Here is a 20,275-nt window from a genome sequence, read left to right as displayed (position 1 = left end):
GTAATGGACCTCTCGACCGGGCGCAACATCCACAACATCCGCGAATGGATCGTGCGCAATTCGCCGGTGCCGATCGGCACGGTGCCGATCTACCAGGCGCTGGAGAAAGTCGGCGGCGTCGCCGAGGAACTGACCTGGGAGGTGTTCCGCGACACCCTCATCGAGCAGGCCGAGCAGGGCGTGGACTATTTCACGATCCATGCCGGCGTGCGCCTGCCCTATATCCCGCTGACCGTCGACCGCGTCACCGGCATCGTGTCGCGCGGCGGCTCGATCATGGCCAAGTGGTGCCTGCATCACCACCAGGAGAGTTTTCTCTACGAGCATTTCGAGGAGATCTGCGACATCGCCCGGGCCTATGACGTGGCGTTCTCGCTCGGCGACGGCCTTCGCCCCGGCTCGATCGCCGATGCCAATGACGCGGCCCAGTTCGCCGAGCTGGAAACGCTCGGAAAGCTCACCAAGATCGCCTGGTCCAAGGACTGCCAGGTGATGATCGAGGGCCCCGGCCACGTGCCGATGCACAAGATCAAGCAGAACATGGACAAGCAGCTCGCGGTTTGTGGCGAAGCGCCGTTCTACACGCTCGGGCCGCTCACCACCGACATCGCGCCCGGCTACGACCACATCACATCGGGCATCGGCGCGGCGATGATCGGCTGGTTCGGAACGGCGATGCTCTGCTACGTCACGCCGAAGGAGCATCTCGGCCTGCCCGACCGCGACGACGTCAAGACCGGCGTCATCACCTACAAGATCGCGGCCCACGCCGCCGACCTCGCCAAGGGCCATCCAGCCGCCAAAATCAGGGACGACGCGCTGTCGCGGGCGCGCTTCGAGTTCCGGTGGGAAGACCAGTTCAACCTTTCGCTCGATCCGGAGACGGCGCGCGCCTTCCACGACGAAACCCTGCCGAAGGAGGCGCACAAGGTGGCGCATTTCTGCTCCATGTGCGGCCCCAAATTCTGCTCGATGCGGATCTCGCACGACATCCGCGCGGAAGCGCAGAAGGAAGGGCTCGCGGCCATGGCGGCGAAGTACCGCGACGGCGGCGATCTCTACATGCCTGTCGACAGCACCCCCGAGCGCACGGACACGCCATGAAGGTGCTCATTCGCGGCGCTGGCGTCGCCGGATTGACACTCGCGCACGAGCTGGCAACGCGCGGCGCCGATGTGACCGTGGTCGAGAAACGCCTCGAGATCGCCGGCAATGCCTCTTGGCACGCTGGCGGCATGCTCGCGCCCTGGTGCGAGCGCGAGAGCGCCGAGGAGACCGTGCTGACGCTCGGACGCGACGCAGCCGATTGGTGGGACGCCGCCTTGCCCGGCCATGTCGCGCGCCGCGGCACGCTGGTGCTGGCGTCTGCCCGCGATGCCGGCGAACTCGACCGGTTCGGCCGCCGCACATCCGGTTTCAGGCAGTTGGACGCCAGCCAAATCGCGGCACTCGAGCCGGCGCTCGACGGCCGGTTTGGACGCGGTCTGTTCTTCGCTGAGGAAGCGCATCTCGACCCGCGCAAGGCGCTGCTTTCCCTGCGCGACAAGCTGCGCGGGACGGGCGCGCGCGTCGAGTTCGGCCGCAGCTCGGCGCCCGCATCTCAGGATATCGAGGTGGATTGCACCGGCAGCGGTGACAGGCGACCGGAACTGCGCGGCGTGCGCGGCGAGATGCTGATCCTGCGAACGCACGAGATCTCGCTGGCCCGGCCAGTGCGGCTGCTTCATCCGCGCATCTCGGTCTATGTAGTGCCCCGCGCGGAAAACCTGTTCATGGTCGGCGCGACGATGATCGAGTGCGATGCCGAAGGCCCGATCACCGCGCGCTCGACCATGGAGCTGCTCGGCGCCGCCTATGCGCTGCATCCGGCCTTCGGCGAAGCCGAGCTGGTCGAAACCGGTGTTGGCGTGCGTCCCGCATTCACCGACAACTTGCCTCGCGTCGAGCGCGACGGGGGGAATATTCGCATCAACGGCCTCTACCGCCACGGCTTCCTGCTCGCGCCGGCCATGGCGCGGCGGGCAGCCGACATCATCCTGGGAAATCCTGGAGCAAAGGAGTTTGACCTTGAAGCTCATTGTTAACGGCCAAGCCCATGAAGTCGCGGCGGAAACGCTTGCCGCGCTGCTCAGCGAACTCGATTTCCAAGGCGGCTGGCTGGCAACCGCGCTGAACGGTGACGTCGTACCGGCCAGGGAACGGGACCGCTGCCGGCTCAAAGATGGCGACCGCATCGAAATCCTCTCACCGATGAAGGGAGGCTGATCCCATGCTCGAGTTCTATGGACAGAAACTCGCGTCCCGCCTTCTGCTGGGCACCGCGCTTTACCCCTCGCCTGCCGTCATGGCGGAGGCGGTGAAAGCGTCCGGCACGGAGATCGTCACCGTGTCGCTCCGTCGCGAAACCTCCGGCGGCAAAGCCGGCGGCCAGTTCTGGTCGCTTGTCCAGTCGCTCGGCGTTCGCGTGCTGCCCAACACCGCCGGCTGCCACTCGGTGGTGGAAGCGGTCACCACGGCGCGGATGGCGCGCGAGGTGTTCGGCACCGACTGGATCAAGCTCGAAGTGATCGGCAACCACGACACGCTGCAGCCCGACGTCTTCGGATTGGTGGAAGCCGCAAGGATCCTTGCCTCTGAAGGCTTCGAGGTGTTTCCCTATACGACCGACGACCTCATCGTTGCCGAGCGCCTGCTCGACGCCGGCTGCAGGCTCTTGATGCCCTGGTGCGCGCCGATCGGCTCCGCACGCGGGCCGCAGAACCCCGATGCGCTGCGAAGCCTGCGCGGCCATTTCCCCGGCATTCCGCTGATTGTCGATGCTGGCATCGGCCGGCCCTCGCATGCCGCGGCCGTGATGGAGCTCGGCTACGACGCGGTGCTGCTCAACACCGCCGTCGCCAGGGCCGGCGATCCCATTGCCATGGCCGCGGCCTTCGGCAAGGCGGTCGAAGCCGGCCGCGAGGCCTATTGCGCCGGCCTGCTCGAGCCGCGCGACATGGCCGTTCCCTCCACCCCCGTCATCGGCATGGCAGCATTCTCATGAAGCTCGATCCGTTTTACCTGATCGTCGATTCCGCCGCTTGGGTCGAACGTCTGGTGCCGCTCGGCGTGAAGCTGGTGCAGCTGCGCATTAAGGACCAGGACGAAGCTTCGCTGCGCCGAGAAATTCGCGCCTCGAAGGCAGTCTGTGACAGCCACGGCTGCCAGCTCATCGTCAACGACTACTGGCGCCTTGCGATCGAGGAAGATTGCGATTTCGTTCACCTCGGCCAGGAAGATCTGGCGGAGGCTGATGTGAAGGCGATCCGCAGGGCGGGCGTGAGGCTGGGCCTCAGCACTCACGACGGCGCCGAACTCGAAACAGCGCTCCAAGCCGAGCCGGACTATGTCGCGCTCGGACCGATCTACCCGACCATCCTCAAGGCGATGAAATGGGCTCCGCAGGGGCTGGACCGCATCGCCGCCTGGAAGCAGCGCTTAGGCGAACTTCCGCTTGTGGCCATCGGCGGGCTCACCGTCGAGCGCGTTGCCGGTGTCTTCGCCCACGGCGCCCAAAGTGCGGCGGTCGTCACCGACGTCGCCCGCAACACGCTCCCCGAGGCGCGGACAGCTGAATGGCTGGCGGCGACAGCCCAATGGCGTTGACGCCGCATGTGCTGATCGTCGCCGGCTGCGATTCAAGTGGCGGCGCGGGAACAGCCCGAGACGTCGAGACCGTATCCGCCTTTGGGCTGCGCAGTTGCCTCGCCGTCACGGCCGTGACCGTCCAGACGCACTCGGCCGTCGAACACATCGAGCAGATGCCGCCGCAGCTTATCGCCGCCCAGATGCGCGCTGCCTTTGCTGCCAATCCGGTCGCAGCGGTCAAGATCGGCATGCTGGGGACCGCGGCAGCCATTGAGGCGGTCGGCTCTGTCCTGGCGGCCCATCCGAAGGTGCCGGTGGTCCTCGACCCTGTGCTTGGCTCGACCTCGGGACGCGTGTTGCTGGAGGACGATGCCATCGACGTGTTGCGCCGTGATCTGATGCCGCTCTGCCGGCTCGTGACCCCCAACCTGATTGAGCTCGCAAGGTTGGTGGGATCAGACCCTGCGAAGGACGAAGAAGGCGCTTGCGTTCAAGGCGAGGACCTGTCGGCGACGGTGCGGACCGCCGTGCTCGTCAAGGGCGGGCACGCGCACGGAGATCACGCGAATGACCTTCTCATGCAGCCGGACCGTCGCGCCGTTCGGGTCGAAGCGCCTCGCGTCCATGGGGGGATGCGTGGCACCGGCTGCGTGCTGTCCAGCGCCATCGCCGCATCGTTAGCTCAAGGTTTGCCGTTGGAGGCGGCGGTACGGGGCGCCAAGACCTATGTTCTTGAGCTCCTTCGTGGGGCGCGATGACGTTGAACGGGCGAGCGCAATGCGCATCTTGACCGATTCCCAGGAGATCAGAGGCGCATGCCCTCCAGGTCCGAGCCGGCGATCTAACAAACCTTGGAGATCAAGGGCATCAACTCGTTACCGTCTGCTATTCACCTCGCTTCATAAGATGCTACCCCAACAATCTGGAAGCGGCCGGAAGCGAACGGTAACAAGTGGCGGCCCCGAGTTTGGCCTCCAGCATGGGCATGCAGCGCCAGTGTAGGCTTGTGTCGTCCGGGCAATGGTGGTTAGTCACTCGATGGTGCTGCGCCTCCAACTTGACGGGAGCAAACGCGGGGATCGCCTTTTGCCCAGCCCGTCAACGGGCCCGGAAGTTTCTGGCTTCGCTCAATTTTCGGCAACGAAATCAAAGGTTATGGTGGGCCCGGAGGGTCGTCGTTTTCGACAGGAAATCAATATGTTAGCGGGTGGTTCGCCTACCCTTTTCCCTCGTATTCTCTCGTATGGTCTGGCGAACCGAAAGACGATGGACGAGAATAGTTACTGGCTTCGAGATATCGACGATGGAGCCCTAAGTAGCCAGCCACTTCCTCCTGGTGAATGACCGAAATGGGGCCGTTTGCAGACAGTCCGCTTCTCGGCGATCGAAGATCGAATGGCTGCCATTGAAGCCCGAGGGGGTTGTAGCCTCGACCTCTTCCTTACCAAGGGAGTGCTCTACCACTGAGCTACCGCAGCAACGGGCGTCTGAATAACCGCAGACGCCTTGAATTGCAAGGCGTAGCGGCCCCCTTTCACACCCTGCGCCGTTTTGGCCCTATGTTGCCAATGTGGTTCCAAACGGGCTCGGCACGTGCTCCAGCCTACACCGGTCGGCCGAGAGCTACACCGTTTTTTGTTGCCGGAGCGTTGCCAATCTGGATGCGAATTGGAATAGAGCCCCGTACAGAGGTTTCTCACACCCCCGCCCTTCACTCGCTAGCTGCGAAGGCCTTCGCGCGCGTCCTTGCCCTGCCCCCGTGGCGAATGCATGCGGTTTCGAGGATTGGCCTACCCCCGATTTGTAGCGCGCCGATACAAGGCGCCCGACTCGGAGGGAATAACAAATGTGAATGTGGATGGGGGTGATCGACGCCACAATGAGCCAGGGCCTATCGCAACGCAGTTTGCTGACCATATGGCCCCTTGTCCTCGGACGACCGTCGACACACCCTGGTCCCCCGCCCCGCTCGGCGGTCGTCTACTTGTTGAGCGACGACGCACCAGCGCTGCTCATGGCCGGAACCTTTCCGTGTGCCAGACGATCTTGCCGTCGACCTTCATGGCTTGTGGATCACAAGCTTCCGGATCTCGAGAGCCGACCTTCAGGTGATGCTCCGCAGGGCCGCCCTAATGCTGCGAAATGTGACGGGGCTCGTCCTGGATCCGAAGGTCGAGGAAGCGTGGCAGGCCTGGCTGCGGAAATGGAGCTATCCAAGGCCGAGCTGGTCAGAACGATCGTCAGTGAATGGCTGATGGCGAACGCCTACCTGCCGGTGCCCTATGCGCTGGACGACGAGAGTGCGGTCGAAGGCAACGCCTGACCCGCCGTCCAATCATCGCCTCGGACGTTCACTCCTATCCGTTGGTTGCCGTCTAAGTACCTCTGTCCACCAGGTGCTGCCTTCGGCATTCAACCGTAATGGAACTTCGGCTTTGGCTCGGTACCCTCAAATTCGACGCCGACGCGGTCATTCTTTCGCCAACGAACGACAGCTTTGTAAGCGACCCCGTCGACGGGAACGTAGAGCAGAAAGCGTACTGGGATCTGAATGTCTGCAGCCACCTTCAGTTCGGCTCCTTGGGAGTGCTGATTGCGTAGTGAGCAGCTGATTTCCGAGTTTCGGAAACCCGTGATGATCGTTCCGCCCTTCAGCACGCGCGGGCGATGTTCTCGACGGGGAGCGTCTGGAGGTGGGGTTTCCATAGACTTATAACGTGAACGGCGTTCCAGCGCTCCGTGGAGCCGAAAATTATGGCTCAAGCAGGGCGGGACCACAGAGCGCCCAACCTGCTCACAGTTACCTCGTCAGGCTCGGTGTCGGCGGCGGTCCTTTTCCTATTTGAAGGCAAATTTGTAGACCGCTCGGTTGGCCTCGTCGGTGACGCGAACCCATTGGGTCTCGTCTCGCCGGTCCTGTACCTGGCGGCCGGTCACCCATTCAGCGGCTGCTTTCGGTGAGGTCGTTTTCGCGTAGGCAACAGAGACCACGTCCATCCCCGACATGGTTTCAACGGTATAGATGTTCATTTGAAATGCTCTTCAATAAGCGCCGTCAATACATTGAAAGAGCCCGCCCAGTGCGGAACGGGCTCTTTTGTCGGGCCTCCTCTGGCGTGAGCCCACTCCAATTCTCCCGAATGGGGGCCGAAACGCCAGCCCGACGCGTCGCTTTACAGCGCCGCCTAGCTACGGAACTGCGATAAGGGGCACTAGGTTCCGGGGAGTTAGTTCCGCCCCCTATTGAGGTCTTTCGGGCCGGTGTCTGGCGAATAGGTCAAGGTAATACGCTTGCCGCCGCAGACCGCGCATTTCATCGTCGGACTCAAGTCCCACTCCATAGCCGGAGCATCTGGGCCGAAGCGATCGCGGAGCGCCGACAGATCGAGCTTCTGATGTCGATGGCAGTCGAGGCAGCCGCCCGTGACGGACATGCCCGCGTCGATCAGTTCTTGGAGGGTCCAGCCCGCACTCATGGCGGCGATGTAGGCAGAGAATATCCAGATCGCCAGAACGGCTGGAGCCCACTCGTGAGGGAGGGTCGAGTGGGCTCCGTTGCTTGCCTATCGGACGGCTCGGATAGAACTGGGACACCAACCGCGCCGCCGAATCATAACCGCTTACCCGTCGCGATGTTCCCTATTCAGACAGAGAAGTCGGAAAGACGGAGCGGCCTAGCTCAGGACAGGAGGACCCGGCCTGTCGCTGGGTGGGCGGGGGACGTGGAGACCAGGCCGGGCCTCTTACCCCGTTCCGAGCCGGGGCAGATGCACATTATGCGTCGTCTTTGCAGCGACTGACATTAACATTTTCTAAGGCTTAGCTAGCTCTCCGGCGCTTAGAAAGCCCTCGCAGTAGGTCAGCTTCGTCGGTTGTGCCGTCATCAAAAGCTTGGAAGACTTCCCTCGCCAGATATTCCCGCTGTTCGCGATCCTTCCTGGCTAGGCGTCGCTCGTCGCACAACCGGTTAAACACCCGCTGGAGCATATCCAGATCAGCGGGCCCGTAGACGCCACTGCAACGCGACAATGACATGATCGTCGCCCTCGGCGAGGCATTTGCCATTATCTCACAGAACTGTCGCATTGTGGAACGGACTCAGGCCTCAGTGATTAAACAAAGGAGTGTTCGTTCCTTCCGGAATGTAGCCGTCTCAATCTAAAAAGCCCGTCGCTTTACGCTAATTAGCGGCGACGGGCTTTTCATTAGCTACCACTAAAAAGGTGGATGCCTACCACTGAACGGTGGCGCATAATGCATCTCTGCCCCGCCGTGGTTGGCACCGGGTAGGAGCCCGGCCTGTGCGCCCAAGGTCTCCTCGACCCCTCGGCAGGCCGGGCACGCCCCGGCTAGACGGCATCGTGCCGCGCCGCCTGACCGACCCTCCGTTTTTTGTGGAATTCACTGCATTCCCGTAGCTGCGACTATGATGAGCCCCATCGCAGCGAAAACGATGACGCCGACCATAGCGATCTCAAAGCCGCTTCCGCCAGCGCCTATTTTTTTGTCGGCCATGGCTCATGCCTTTCCGCTAACAAACTGGAGCACCCTCCTACGGGCGACACCTTCAAAATCCTCGTGCTGAAGTGGACCCCTCATTTGGGGAGGACAGCAGCGTGCCGTCATTTAAAAATGATGTAGGTCCCTGCGCAGGCATCTTGCCATGTCAATCGGCCAAGCCGCCCCCAACGGCGTTGCATCGCTTCGCTCAGAAGGTGAAACAAGCTATCGACCTCCTCGTATATCTCTTTGGGCGCGATGCCCTGACGCCCGGCAGTAGCCAGGAGTTCAAGGACAAGATCGGCATGTGGCCTCTGGATCGTCGGTGCTCACGTTTGGCAGATGGTCTGCCATCCATCGGTCCAGAAATTTCAAAGCGCGCGCGCTCATGCGGGGGAAAAGCCGGCCGCGATCTTAGGTTGCTTACTTGTACGGCAGCATCACACGCAAGAGCCCGGTCGTGAGGGACGAGCGGGGCTCCGGGGTCTCGCGCAACCCAGCGGCGCGCCTCGGCATGAATCGCGCCGGCGAACCAAACCTGCCGATTGGTGGAATGTTCCCCGATGCGATCGAAGTCGGAGGAGCTGACGCTTTGGTCCCAACAATCCTCGCCATAGCATTGGATGGAGCCGGCGAGGAAATGCGTCACCTTCCTCGTCGGCAGCCGCCAGATCGATGCTCGCCATCCCGTTGGGGTGACGGGCATCGTCTTTTGACCGGTATCCTTCGGGTCGCCGCTTCGCCCAGGAACAAAGCTTCCTGGATCTCTGTTCAGATACGGGATGAATAGAGCAGAGCTCGCACATGAAGGTCTATCGGGTGGAAGAGATGGATGGGGACAGCGTTGTGACCAGTCGTACCATCAATGCAAATACTCCATGGGTGGCAGCCGAAACGGCCACAGGCAGTGAGGTCACGAACGCGCGCGGCGACGAACAGCGCTGGATCCGGGTCACGCATGAGGCGGACGGGGCTGTTAACAGGTACGCGTTCAAGTGACATGTGGAGTCTAACGGGCTGTTGACCCTGGCGGGCCGCTCCGATTGCAGTTTACCCATCAGGTGAAGCTGAGGCGACCCGGCCTGCGAGCGGGAATTCGGGGGACGATTAGAGCGGGACAGGCCGGGCCTCTTACCCCGTGTTGCGAGCCGGGCAGGTGGGCATTATGCGCCGCCTTTGCAGCGGCTGAAGTTAACATTTCCTAATGCAACGCATAGCTCCACAGGAGCCTCAGGCCGCCAAGCCGCCTTCTCGGTTCTGCATCGCATCGAGGATCACTTCGAAGACCGTGCCAACCTCCTCGCTGATCTCGTCGGGGCTAATGCCTTCTCGCTCAGCAGCTTTCAGGGCCTCTTCGACGAGGTAAACGATGGCCATTGAATCTCCGTGATCGCATTCGGGAGGTGATCCGCCATCCACCGGTCTAAGAAATTGATCCCGCGCGTGGTCATGGCGAGAGAAGCCGGAAGGCGGCTTTAGGTTCCTTCTTCGCTGATGCCCTGCACGGCACCATGCCGCAGCTTTGGCTGTTCCTAAGATGGCGGACCCAGGCTGTTATCCTGCCCGGTTTCACCCATTCAACCGTTGGGTCGATGATGGCCGGGGGGCATCGGCGGGAGGCGCCACTCTGGAGTTCTGCACGAGCTGATGCAGTCGGTCGCGGAGCTGCTTCCGAAGCGTGATGGTCGGTCCGCATACTTGCCGTCTCGGGCAATGATACCGCTGCGGGCTTGCAGGCAGGCACACGGACTCAGCAATAATGGAGACAAGCTCAACCCCCGGAACGAAACCAAAGAAGCAATCGCGCGTTGGACGCGATTAAGCCATTTCGTCTCGGGTTTGGGGTGCGTGAGAGTGGTCAAGCCAACGTCGCGTAAGGCAATCCCTGGGTGGAGCGCTCCTCAAGCGATGTCGCCTATTCGTGACCGGACCAAATTAGCGCTTCCCACTTTTCGGCCCGTCGAGCTGGCAACGCTCGTAGACACCGTACCTGCCGGCGACCGCTGGATCCACGAAATGAAATATGACGGCTATCGCATTCTTGTTGCCGTCGGCGGCGGCGAAGCACGTGCCTATACCCGATCTGGCCTGGACTGGTCGCAGCGTTTTCCTTCCGTTCTTTCGGAAGCCCGCAAGCTCAAGGTCCGCTCCGCTCTGATCGACGGCGAGGCCGTCGTTGTCGATGCGAACGGAAGATCAAACTTCCAGGCGCTTCAGAACGCATTAAAGGGTGCGCCAGCCACCATCGATTTTTATGCCTTCGATCTCCTTCAGCTCGACGGCGAAGATCTTACCAGGCGCCCGCTCCTTGAACGCAAAGAGAAGCTCCAGGCAATCTTGCCCGCGAAGAAAGCGATCCTTCGCTATTCCGATCACATCCTCGGTCGCGGAGAAGAGCTGCTCGAACGCTTTTGCGCAGCCGGTCTCGAGGGAGTTGTTTCGAAGCTCGCCGATTCGCACTATGTGGCAGCCCGCGGCGGAAGCTGGCTCAAGATCAAGTGCATCAAGCGGCAGGAATTCGTAATTGTCGGCTGGACGCCGTCCGATAAGGTCCGCGCGTTCCGGTCATTGATCCTCGGGGTGCATGACGGCGGCAAGCTGCGTTATGCCGGGAAAGTCGGCACCGGCTTCGATACAGCTGAACTCTTCCGTCTCATGAAGATCATGGCGCCGCTCGAGCAGAAAGCCGCGACCGTCGAGGCGCCGCGAGCCGAAGTTCGCGGAGCACATTGGCTTTACCCCAAGCTGGTCGCAGAGATTGCCTTCACCGAGATGACCAACGAAGGAACGCTGAGACATCCGAGCTACCTCGGTCTACGCGAAGACAAGAAGCCGGAGGCGGTCGTGCTGGAGACGGAACGTCGCACGGCCAAGCTCACCACGTCGCCGGCGCACACCATTGCCATCAGCAACCGTGGCCGCGTGATCTATCCGGAGTCCAATATCACCAAGGGCCAGCTCGCGGACCACTACGCGGCCGTCGCGGAGATCATGCTTCCCTGGGTCGGCAGTCGGCCGATCAGTCTGGTTCGGTGCCCCCAGGGCCGGGCCAAGAAGTGCTTTTTCCAGAAGCATGATGCCGGGAGCTTTGGCGACAAAGTCCACCACGTCGGCATCACGGAAAAAGATGGCCACGAAGAGCCATATCTGTATGTCGACGATGCCGATGGTCTGATGACCTGCGTCCAGATGGGAACGATCGAGCTGCACGGGTGGGGAGCTCGGATCGAGGATGTCGAAAAGCCCGACCGCCTCGTCTTCGACCTCGACCCCGATGAGGGTCTCGATTTCGAAGCTGTCCGCGCCGCTGCCTTCCAGTTTCGTGATATCTTAAAATCGCTGGGACTTGCGACCTTCCCGATGCTGACAGGAGGCAAAGGGGTGCATGTGATCGCCCCGCTCACCCCTCAGGCCGAATGGCCGCAAGTGAAAGACTTCGCATTTCGTCTCGCTCAAGCGGTCGCTCAGAGCGATCCCGCCCACTTTACGGCCGCGCTGTCGAAGGCGCGCCGGAAGGGTCGCATCTTTGTGGACTATTTACGCAACCAGCGCGGGGCGACCGCGATCATGCCCTATAGCGCACGGTCCCGACCTGGCGCGCCCGTCGCGGCGCCGATCACCTGGGCGGAGATGAAGACGATTGATGCGCCATCGCATTTCCGCGTCGGCGACGCTCCTGAATTGAAGAAACGCGCAGCCTCCAAAGCTCTGGCGGGATGGGGTCGCGCCGACCAATCGTTGCCTAATCTGTAGCTCCACAGTCCGGGAAACGGCAGCAAGCATGGAGTTCTTCGCTGCCCTTGCCTGATTGGAACCTGCGGAGATTGGCCCCGTTTGCCTCGACAATGGCAAAACCCGATTCAAGGACCGTCGCCAATCTCCTCAGGGAATACGCACATCGCTCGTCGCTGCGCGGGGGCAATCCCTATCGCACCAAGGCTTACCTGCGCGCGGCCGATAGTCTGGCTGCGTTGTCGCAGCCGCTTGACCGGATCATCGCCGCCGGCGCCCTCACCAGGATCCCGGGGATCGGTGACGCGATCGCAGACATTGTGCGCCAGCTCTACGAAACGGGCACGCACCCACGCCTTGAGAAGCTGCGCGAGGAGGTGCCGGCGGGTGTAATGGAGCTGTTTGCCGTACCGGGCCTTCGGCCCGACAAGATACTGAAGCTTCATCACGCGCTCGGCGTGAACTCGTTGGCCGAGCTCGAAGCGGCAGCAAGGGCAGATCGCATCCGGCCAGTCAAAGGCCTCGGCGCGTCGCTTCAGACTAAAATCCTGCAGAACCTGGCTATCGCTCGAAGCGGCGAAACACAGCTTCACCTGCACAAGGCCGCCGCTCTTCTTGAGCATGCGGTCATGTCGGTGAAGCAGGAGCACCCCGAGTTTTCGCGCGTGGAAATCGCCGGTGATTTCCGACGTGGTTGCGAACTTGTTGCCGACCTCGCGTTGGTCGCGCAGGGGAAGAAACGGACCGAAATCGAGCAGTCCACCCTCAGGCTTGTCGTAACGGACAAGAAGCACTTTGGCGCGAGCTTCCTCGAAGCAACCGGTTCCGCGGCCCATCTTGAGCAGTTGAAGATGTATGCTGCCGAGAGAGGGTTCGCGCTCAAACCCGATGGGCTCTACCGCGGGAGAAAGCTGATCGCATCAGTGACAGAGAAAGAAATCTACGACGCGTTAGGCCTGCAGTTCATTGAACCCGAACTGCGCGAAGGCAGGGACGAGGTTGAGTGGGCAGCGAGGCGGCAACTCCCTACCCTCGTCCGGGACGAAGATCTGCATGGCATCCTGCATTCTCACACGACCGCATCCGATGGCACCGAGACGCTTGAGGCAATGGCTGAAGCGACCCGTAAGCGCGGGTTCGAGTACTTTGGTGTCGCCGACCACTCGCAGTCTGCGCACTACGCGGGCGGCCTCACATTGCAGGAGATTGCTGAACAGCACCGCGAAGCCGATCGGCTGAACAAGAAGTTTGGCGGAAACTTCCGTATCCTCAAGGGCATCGAGGCAGACATCCTGGCCGACGGTTCGCTTGACTATCCGGACCACGTTTTGGAGCAGTTCGATTTCGTTGTCGCGAGCGTGCACAGCCGCTTCAAGTTGCCTAAGCAAGAGCAAACGGACCGTATCATTGAGGCAATCGCGAATCCCCTCACGACAATTATCGGCCATGTGACCGGTCGCCAGCTGTTGCGTCGCCCCGGCTATGATCTCGACATCGACAAGGTCCTCAGAACGTGCGCGAGATATGGCGTCGCTGTCGAAATCAATGCGCATCCGTGGCGGCTCGATCTCGACTGGCGGTGGCATCAGAAGGCGCTCGACTACGGCTGCATCTTCAGCATCAACCCGGACGCGCATTCGATCCGCGAACTCGAGCACATGCATTGGGGTGTCGAGATGGCCCGCAAGGGGGGCGTTCCTAGGACGCGGGTTCTCAACGCGATGGGTTTGGCGGCTCTGCTTGCGCACCTTTCAAAGCGCAAGCGCGATTCCAAGAGCGGCGGCAACAGCCGCTCGCCTGTGCGGAAAGCTGTTGCATAGAATCGAGGTCCTAGCTTTCAGCATAGATTAGCGCTTAGTGTGACGTCAGCAGCTTTGGCCCAGTTCGGCGATTGGGGCCACTGTAAATGCCTGGAAGGGGGCCGGAAGCGGACCGGCTGCTGATGGATAACGGACATAAAAACGTAGGGAATCAACGAAGCTCTATTGTACATCCTGCAAGTGCTTGCTTCCCGCCCGTCACGGCTCTGAACCTCGTTGTCATAGCCGATGCCGTTGCCAAACGCTTGCCGGGGTAGACCCTAGACGGTCACCGGACGCTTGCGGCTGCGAAGCTTCTTTCGAACCGGTCCACGACATCATCGACATCTGCCATCGCTAGGCAGAGCGGCGGGCACATCCGGATGACGTTCCGGAAGGGACCGGAGCGGCTGGCGACGAGCCCGTTGCGGCGTGTCTCCTCGAAGACGGCTAGCGTCTCCTCCGGCGCCGGCTCTTTCGTCGCGCGGTTCTTGACCAGCTCGATTGCCAGCATTAGGCCACGGCCTCTGACGTCGCCGATGATCGAATGGCGTTCCTTCAAGTCCTCGAGCCGCGTCCTGAGCGCGCCACCGACAGCTCGCGCGTTCTCCTGCAGCCGCTCCTCCCGCATCACGTTGAGGACGGCCCTCCCGGCCGCGCACGCGACAGGATTGGCACCATAGGTGTGGAACAGGAATTTGTCGGCCATCGATTCGGCAACGTCGCGTTTGGCGATGACTGCGCCGAGCGGGATGCCGTTGCCGACGCCCTTCGCCACCACCACGATATCAGGCACCACGCCATGCGATTCGAAAGACCAGAACGCCTCGCCTGTGCGCCCGACGCCAGCCTGCACCTCGTCGATGATGCAAAGCCCGCCCGCAGCGCGCACGCGCTCGAACGCGCCTGCAATATAGCCTCCGGGGATGGGAACGATGCCGCCATAGCCCTGCACTGGTTCGATGATCATGCCCGCCAGCCTGCCACTTGTCGAGGTCGCGATGGCCCGGTCGATTTCCTTCAGGTATGGCTCCACGCCTTCGCCGTGGACGCCGCGATACTGGTTCGGCTCGGGCACGAAGGTCACGCCGCCAAGCTGCGGGACCGAGTGGCGGAAGCCAGCGATCCCCGTCACCGACTGCGCGCCGAAGGTGGCGCCGTGATAACTGGAGGCCAACGCGAGCATGTCGATATTGCCGGTATGAGAGCGCGCCATGAGCAGCGCGAGGTCGATGGCTTCGGCGCCGGAATTGGTGAAATGGACCACCCAGTCGTGCCCAGCCGGCATAGTGCCCGCGAGTTCCTCGGCATATTGCGCCGGCACCGGGTGATAAAACATCGTGGTGCAGTGGGTGAGCTCTGCGACCTGCTCGCTCGCCGCCTTGACGACTTGCGGATGCGCGTGGCCGACCGAGATACAAAGGTTCATGCCAAGCAGGTCGATGTATTTCCTGTCCTGCTCGTCCCACAAATATTGGCCGCGGCCACGCTTGATGATCAGCGGATCCTTGTAGGGAACGAACTTGCGCTGGGAGGCGGAATAGAAGCGGTTCCTGCGGTCGACGATGCCTTGCGTCGACCAGTCGATCGCGAGCGATGAGTGGGTATGAGGAGCGTTCATGTCTTGGCCTCTCGGATTGGACGGGAGCAGGATAGAACATGGACGCGCGCCGAAGGCATCCGGCAAAATCGTCCATCAGGATAACTGATGCAGCTGATTAGAAGCTGGCGGATCCAACGGACGCCATGCGCCGGCCTCATGTTGAAGCGACGGACAAATCCAATGTGTAGTGATCCGGGGGCAGATCGGGCAGGCGCTCGTTTATCGTCCGTTTCAGCACTTCCGCAGTGCGCGCGGCAAAGGCCTCGGGCAGATCCCCCAGCTCGCGTTCACGCGCGACCAAAAGAATGTTGCGGGAAAGGCTGGTGAACGGCAGTGGATGAATGTCGATTTCCATGCCCTCGGCAAGGCCGTCGATAAGCAGGGTCGGCGTCAGAATGGCAAAGCCCATGCCTGCCGCAACCGGCGCCATCACGACGCTGGAGCGGTCGCCCTCCATCGCCCGCGGCAATTCTATGCGCAGCCGGCTGAGATGCTGGTCGACGCGCAGGCCGACCGGCGTCTCCCGGGAGAAGCGGACGAATGCCAGCTTTCTCGAAAGCTTGGCGATGTCGGCGACATCGCCGGAAAAGCCTTTCGGCGTCACCAGCAAGAATTTTTCGGTCATCACCGGGCAGCGCGTCAGCCCCTCGATCTCGAACAGCTCGCCCGAGGTTACCGCTAGATCGGCGCGGCGGGCTCGAAGGAGCTCAACGTGATCCGTGGCGAGCCCGGCAAAAAGGCTGAGTTCGGGAATGCCGAAATTCTTGCGCGCCAGTACGGAAAGCGCGGGCGCCAGCGTGGTGGCGATGGAAGCCAGCAGAGCCACCCTCAGCAACGGCAGCGGCGCGGCGTTGATGCGGCGAGCGTCGGTGCGCAGGCCTTCGACTTCCGCCAGGATCACTGTGGCCCGGCGATGCAGCGCGATCCCGGCCTTGGTCAGCTCGATCGGCCGCAGATTGCGGTCGATCAGGCTGACGCCTAGGGCCGTTTCCAGGTTCTTCAGATGCTGCGAGGCGGCGGACTGCGTCATGCCTAGCATCTGTGCGGCTTGCGTCACATGCCGCGTTTCGACGACGGCCGCGAAGACCTCGATCGATCGAAAAAGATTGAAGTCAAAGCTGCCGCTCTTCACCAGGGTTCTTTCGCGGGACCGTACATAAGTTTTCCTAATGTTGCAGAAATCCCATTGAGCGCAAGCCTGCTTGGTTGGAAAGATTGCGCCGTTCCACGGCAAGGGTATCGCATCGGTGAACGACGCCCGGATCGTTATCATAGGCGGCGGTGTGATCGGCTTGAGTGTCGCCTATCACCTCGCCGAGCTTGGCGTCACTGACGTCGTTCTCATCGAGCGCAATCAACTGACGAGCGGCACGTCCTGGCATGCCGCCGGGATCGTGGGCCCGCTCAGGGCGACGCTCAACCTGACGCGACTGGCGCAATACGCGACCGAGCTCTTCCCGAAGCTAGAGGCGCTGACCGGCCAATCGTCAGGCTATCGGCAAACCGGCGGCGTCTGGCTGGCGCGCCGGGAAGAGCGCATGAGCGAGCTCAAACGCATCGCGCAAATGGGCGAGGTTTGCGGTCTTAACGTGGCGGTCGTTGGAGCGGAAGTCATCGGCGAACGGGTTCCAGGAATTGCGCTGGATGGGCTTCAGGGCGCGCTTTGGGTGGAGGAAGACGGGCAGGCCAATCCGGTCGATATCTGCGCGGCCTACAGTAGGCGAGCACGCGCCGCCGGCATCCAGATCCTGGAAGGAACGGCCTGTGCCGGCTTCGTGATCGAGAAAGGCCGCGTCGCCGGCGTCAAGCTCGCCTCGGGCATGACGATCCGCTGCGAGGCCGCGGTGAACTGCGCCGGCGCCTGGGCAAGGCAGATCGGGGCCATGGCCGGCGTGCCGGTGCCGCTGCAGGCGGCCGAGCACATGTATGTGGTCTCGGAACCAGTCGCCGGGTTGCCCAATCCTTTCCCGATCGTGCGCGATCTGGACGAGGGCATCTACGTCAAGGGCGATTCCGGCAAGCTGGTGCTCGGCGGCTTCGAGCCCAATGCCAAGGCTCTCGACGTCACCGGCCCCGTCGGCGCCAGGCCTTTCCTCGAATTGCCCGAAGATTGGGAGCAGTTCGAACCCTTCATGTCGGCCGGGCTGCGGCTCTTTCCCGCGCTTGCCGAAACAGGCATCCGTCACTTCATGAACGGGCCGGAGAGTTTTACGCCGGATACCCAGCCGCTGATGGGCGAGTCGCCCTACCTGCGGGGCTTCTTCGTCGCCGCCGGATACAATTCGACGGGCATGATGTCGTCCGCCGGCGCCGGCAAGGCGATGGCCGAATGGATCGTCGACGGGGAGCCCGGCCTCGATCTGTGGCCGCTCGATATCGCCCGTTTCGACCGCAGCGCCGCGTCCCGCGCCTTCGTGCAGGCGCGCATGGAGGAATCGGTCGCCGACCTCTTCCGCATGCACTGGCCGTATAAGCAATCCAAGGCCGGCCGTGGCCTGCGCCGTTCGGCGTGGCACGATAGGCTTGGCGAAGAAGGGGCAGTGTTCGGCGCGCCGACCGGCTGGGAGCGGCCGCTCTGGTATGCCAGCGATCAAGCCGAGCGCGAGCCGCGCTACACCTTCGGCAGTCAGCACTGGTGGCCAGCGGCTGAACGCGAGGCGGTCGCCATGGCGAGCGGCGTCGGGCTGTTCGAGCTTTCCCCGTTCACCAAGCTCGATGTCACCGGCCGCGATGCGGTGAAATTGCTGCAACAGCTCGCGGCAAACAATGTCGACGTTGCGGACGGCCGGGCGGTTTACACGCAGATGCTCAACCGCCATGGCGGGATCGAGGCCGACGTCACGGTCACGCGCTGCGGCGAAACCGCCTTCCGGATCGTCTCCGGCGCGGCCACGCGGCAGAAGGATCTCGCCTGGATTGCCAGGCACGCCAGCAATCTCGGGCTCGACGCCTCGGTGTTCGATGCCACCTCGGCCGAAGCGGTCCTCGGCGTCATGGGGCCGCGCTCCCGTGAATTGCTGCAGGATTTGACCGACGCCGACTTGTCGGACGCGACCTTTCCGTTCTCGACCTCGCGGCGCATCAACATCGCCATGGTCAACGTGCGGGTCACACGGGTCAGCTTCGTCGGCGAGCTTGGCTATGAGCTTTATGTCCCCGTCGAATGCGCCGAAAGCCTACTGTCGGCCATCCGGGAAGCCGGCAAGGCGCATGACGCGGTCCTTTGCGGGCATTATGCGCTGGACGGTTGCCGCTTGGAAAAGGGTTATCGGCACTGGGGTCACGACATCGGACCGAAGGACACGCCGATCGAGGCGGGGCTGGGCTTTGCCGTCTCCTGGACGAAGGGCGACTTCGTCGGTCGTGCCGCGCTCGAAGCGCGAAGGGCGCAGGGCGTTGGGCGCCGACTGCTGCATCTCGCCGTCGACGGCGCCAATCCGCTTCTGCTGCATGACGAGCCTATCTATCGCGACGGCAAGTTTGCCGGACTAACCACCTCGGGCGGCGTCGGTTTTCGCACGGGGCTGAGCCTCTGCCTCGGTTATGTCGCCTGCGAGGCGGGCGAAACCACGCAGCAATTGGCCGCTTCGAATTACGAGGTCGCGGTCGCCGGGCAGCGCTTTGGCCTCAGGCTTCTCGAAAGACCACCCTACGATCCAACCGGCAGCAGGATGCGCGGCCAACAGGAGACATTATGAGACAGCATGCCCGCGCCGTCGTGATCGGCGGCGGCGCCATGGGGGTTTCCCTTCTCTATCATCTCGCCAAGCGTGGCTGGAGCGACGTGACGCTCGTCGAGCGGCAGGAGCTGACCGCAGGCTCGACCTGGCACGCCGCTGGGCTTTGCACGCATTTCGCCCACAACGCCACGATCATGGAGATGCGCGCTCATTCCGTGCGGCTCTACCGCGACGTGCTTACGGCCGAAACCGGCCTGTCGACCGGCTTCCATGCGAACGGCGCGCTGCGCGTGACCCGTTCGCCGGAGCGGATGGCCGAGTTCCGTCACGTGCAGGGCCTTGGCCGCTTCGTTGGCTACGACTTCAACATCCTGACACCGGCCGAGCTGAAGAACATATACCCGCTCTGCGAAACAGACGGCATACTGGGCGCCTTCCATGAGCCGAATGACGGCCATGTCGATCCGACATTGGCCACCAACGCGATGGCTGCGGGCGCGCGTTCGTGCGGTGCCGAGATCGTCCGGCACAATCCTGTGCAGTCAATCGAGCGCACCGCTTCGGGCGAATGGCTGGTCCGCACCGCGCAAGGCCATATCAGGGCCGAGCATGTGGTGAACGCCGCCGGCACCTGGTGTCGCGAGGTCGGCACGATGATGGGCATCGACCTGCCCGTCGTGCCGATGCTGCATCAATACGTCGTCACCGATACCGTGCCTGAAATTGCCGCGCGCATCGCTGCCGGCGAGAAGGAACTGCCGATCATCCGCGATCCGGAGGAGAGCTGGTACCTGCGGCAGGAGCGGGATGGCTATATCGTCGGCCCTTACGAGAAGGCGGCGCATCCCTGGGCGATCGACGGCGTGCCGCCCGCATTCGGCATGGAGTTGTTGCCGCCCGATCTCGACCGCGTCGAGCATATTATCGCGCTGGCGATGGAACGTGTGCCGGCACTCGCCAATGCCGGCATCAAGACCGTGGTCAACGGCCCGATCACCTTCACGCCGGACGCCAATCCGTTGGTGGGCCCCGCGTTCAACCTTAGGAACGGCTGGCTTCTGACAGGCTCCAGCATGGGCGTGATGGAAGGCGGCGGCGCCGGCGCCTTCCTCGCCGACTGGATCATTGACGGCGAGCCACCGCGAGATGCGCTGGCCATCGATCCGCGCCGGTTCGGCAACTATGCCGATCGCGACTACCGCGTCGACAAGGCGGTGGAATGCTTCGGCCTGCAATTCGGCGTCCACTACCCTTACGAGGAACGCGAGGCGGGGCGCCCGCGCCGCACCACGCCGGCGCTCGATATCCAGCTTTCGCAAGGCGCGGTGCTGGGC

At 62.6% G+C, this 20,275-nt stretch carries 16 protein-coding genes; 11 read left to right on the top strand and 5 right to left on the bottom strand.

The features are described from left to right. The 6 genes from thiC to EOA75_RS10845 all read left to right on the top strand — a co-directional run. Positions 1-1,104, top strand: a 1,104-nt coding sequence (gene thiC / locus EOA75_RS10870) for a phosphomethylpyrimidine synthase ThiC (protein WP_127324242.1), incomplete at its 5' end; no start/stop codon positions are given. After that, complete coding sequence (gene thiO, locus EOA75_RS10865; protein ID WP_127324241.1) at positions 1,101-2,084, top strand: glycine oxidase ThiO; 984 nt, start codon at positions 1,101-1,103, stop codon at positions 2,082-2,084. The genes thiC and thiO, both read left to right, overlap by 4 nt. Then, on the top strand, positions 2,068-2,265 hold the full coding sequence (thiS, locus tag EOA75_RS10860; protein ID WP_127324244.1) for a sulfur carrier protein ThiS: 198 nt from the start codon (positions 2,068-2,070) through the stop codon (positions 2,263-2,265). The genes thiO and thiS overlap by 17 nt, the downstream gene beginning before the upstream one ends. Positions 2,266-2,269: 4 nt before the next feature. After that, complete coding sequence (locus EOA75_RS10855; RefSeq protein ID WP_127324240.1) at positions 2,270-3,043, top strand: thiazole synthase; 774 nt, start codon at positions 2,270-2,272, stop codon at positions 3,041-3,043. After that, a complete protein-coding gene (locus EOA75_RS10850; RefSeq protein ID WP_127324239.1) occupies positions 3,040-3,645 on the top strand; it encodes a thiamine phosphate synthase in 606 nt (201 codons plus the stop codon). Before EOA75_RS10855 ends, EOA75_RS10850 begins: the two co-directional genes overlap by 4 nt. Further along, a complete protein-coding gene (locus tag EOA75_RS10845; protein WP_127324243.1) occupies positions 3,636-4,385 on the top strand; it encodes a hydroxymethylpyrimidine/phosphomethylpyrimidine kinase in 750 nt (249 codons plus the stop codon). The genes EOA75_RS10850 and EOA75_RS10845 overlap by 10 nt, the downstream gene beginning before the upstream one ends. Before the next feature lie 1,654 nt (positions 4,386-6,039). Here EOA75_RS10845 and EOA75_RS34965 read toward each other — a convergent pair. Both EOA75_RS34965 and EOA75_RS10830 read right to left on the bottom strand, forming a co-directional pair. Continuing rightward, the gene (locus EOA75_RS34965) at positions 6,040-6,333 is read right to left on the bottom strand and encodes a PilZ domain-containing protein (RefSeq protein ID WP_127324238.1); all 294 of its coding nucleotides are present in this window, start codon (positions 6,331-6,333) and stop codon (positions 6,040-6,042) included. 132 nt (positions 6,334-6,465) lie between these two features. Beyond that, entirely contained in the window at positions 6,466-6,657 is a 192-nt protein-coding gene (locus tag EOA75_RS10830; protein ID WP_127324237.1) for a hypothetical protein, read from the bottom strand. A 2,274-nt stretch (positions 6,658-8,931) separates the two neighbouring features. On the opposite strand from EOA75_RS10830, the gene EOA75_RS10810 reads away from it, so the two are divergent. After that, complete coding sequence (locus EOA75_RS10810; RefSeq protein ID WP_127324234.1) at positions 8,932-9,126, top strand: hypothetical protein; 195 nt, start codon at positions 8,932-8,934, stop codon at positions 9,124-9,126. A 231-nt stretch (positions 9,127-9,357) separates the two neighbouring features. Here the strand turns inward: EOA75_RS10810 and EOA75_RS10805 are convergent, their stop codons facing one another. Next, positions 9,358-9,504: a DUF768 domain-containing protein gene (locus EOA75_RS10805; RefSeq protein WP_127324233.1), complete on the bottom strand. Its 147-nt coding sequence runs from the start codon at positions 9,502-9,504 to the stop codon at positions 9,358-9,360. A gap of 270 nt (positions 9,505-9,774) precedes the next feature. Here EOA75_RS10805 and ligD point away from each other — a divergent pair, with 270 nt between their 5' ends. Then, a complete protein-coding gene (gene ligD / locus EOA75_RS10795) occupies positions 9,775-11,880 on the top strand; it encodes a DNA ligase D (RefSeq protein ID WP_348628658.1) in 2,106 nt (701 codons plus the stop codon). A gap of 92 nt (positions 11,881-11,972) precedes the next feature. Further along, a complete protein-coding gene (locus tag EOA75_RS10790; protein ID WP_127324230.1) occupies positions 11,973-13,679 on the top strand; it encodes a DNA polymerase/3'-5' exonuclease PolX in 1,707 nt (568 codons plus the stop codon). Between the two features lie 268 nt (positions 13,680-13,947). Here EOA75_RS10790 and EOA75_RS10785 read toward each other — a convergent pair whose 3' ends face one another. Both EOA75_RS10785 and EOA75_RS10780 read right to left on the bottom strand, forming a co-directional pair. Next, positions 13,948-15,279, bottom strand: coding sequence for an aspartate aminotransferase family protein (locus EOA75_RS10785; RefSeq protein ID WP_127324229.1), 1,332 nt, complete (start codon positions 15,277-15,279; stop codon positions 13,948-13,950). 136 nt (positions 15,280-15,415) lie between these two features. Beyond that, on the bottom strand, positions 15,416-16,393 hold the full coding sequence (locus tag EOA75_RS10780; RefSeq protein WP_164747347.1) for a LysR family transcriptional regulator: 978 nt from the start codon (positions 16,391-16,393) through the stop codon (positions 15,416-15,418). A 70-nt stretch (positions 16,394-16,463) separates the two neighbouring features. Between EOA75_RS10780 and EOA75_RS10775 the strand changes: the two genes are divergently transcribed. Continuing rightward, positions 16,464-18,959, top strand: coding sequence for an FAD-dependent oxidoreductase (locus tag EOA75_RS10775; protein WP_206516990.1), 2,496 nt, complete (start codon positions 16,464-16,466; stop codon positions 18,957-18,959). Then, positions 18,956-20,275: FAD-dependent oxidoreductase (locus tag EOA75_RS10770; RefSeq protein WP_127324226.1), on the top strand; the 1,320-nt coding region annotated here is incomplete at its 3' end. The genes EOA75_RS10775 and EOA75_RS10770, both read left to right, overlap by 4 nt.

The organism is Mesorhizobium sp. M1A.F.Ca.IN.022.07.1.1 (assembly GCF_003997575.1).
In the GTDB taxonomy this organism is placed as follows: Bacteria; Pseudomonadota; Alphaproteobacteria; order Rhizobiales; family Rhizobiaceae; genus Mesorhizobium.
This window is presented reverse-complemented; position numbering and strand designations above follow the sequence as displayed.

What these genes read in the sequence shown, in the direction of transcription:
- thiO (WP_127324241.1), top strand. Translation starts at nt 1,101, where the DNA reads ATGAAGGTGCTCATTCGCGGCGCTGGCGTCGCCGGATTGACACTCGCG.
- EOA75_RS10855 (WP_127324240.1), top strand. Translation starts at nt 2,270, where the DNA reads ATGCTCGAGTTCTATGGACAGAAACTCGCGTCCCGCCTTCTGCTGGGC.
- EOA75_RS10850 (WP_127324239.1), top strand. Translation starts at nt 3,040, where the DNA reads ATGAAGCTCGATCCGTTTTACCTGATCGTCGATTCCGCCGCTTGGGTC.
- EOA75_RS10845 (WP_127324243.1), top strand. Translation starts at nt 3,636, where the DNA reads ATGGCGTTGACGCCGCATGTGCTGATCGTCGCCGGCTGCGATTCAAGT.
- EOA75_RS34965 (WP_127324238.1), bottom strand. Translation starts at nt 6,333, where the DNA reads ATGGAAACCCCACCTCCAGACGCTCCCCGTCGAGAACATCGCCCGCGC.
- EOA75_RS10830 (WP_127324237.1), bottom strand. Translation starts at nt 6,657, where the DNA reads ATGAACATCTATACCGTTGAAACCATGTCGGGGATGGACGTGGTCTCT.
- EOA75_RS10810 (WP_127324234.1), top strand. Translation starts at nt 8,932, where the DNA reads ATGAAGGTCTATCGGGTGGAAGAGATGGATGGGGACAGCGTTGTGACC.
- EOA75_RS10805 (WP_127324233.1), bottom strand. Translation starts at nt 9,504, where the DNA reads ATGGCCATCGTTTACCTCGTCGAAGAGGCCCTGAAAGCTGCTGAGCGA.
- ligD (WP_348628658.1), top strand. Translation starts at nt 9,775, where the DNA reads ATGCAGTCGGTCGCGGAGCTGCTTCCGAAGCGTGATGGTCGGTCCGCA.
- EOA75_RS10790 (WP_127324230.1), top strand. Translation starts at nt 11,973, where the DNA reads ATGGCAAAACCCGATTCAAGGACCGTCGCCAATCTCCTCAGGGAATAC.
- EOA75_RS10785 (WP_127324229.1), bottom strand. Translation starts at nt 15,279, where the DNA reads ATGAACGCTCCTCATACCCACTCATCGCTCGCGATCGACTGGTCGACG.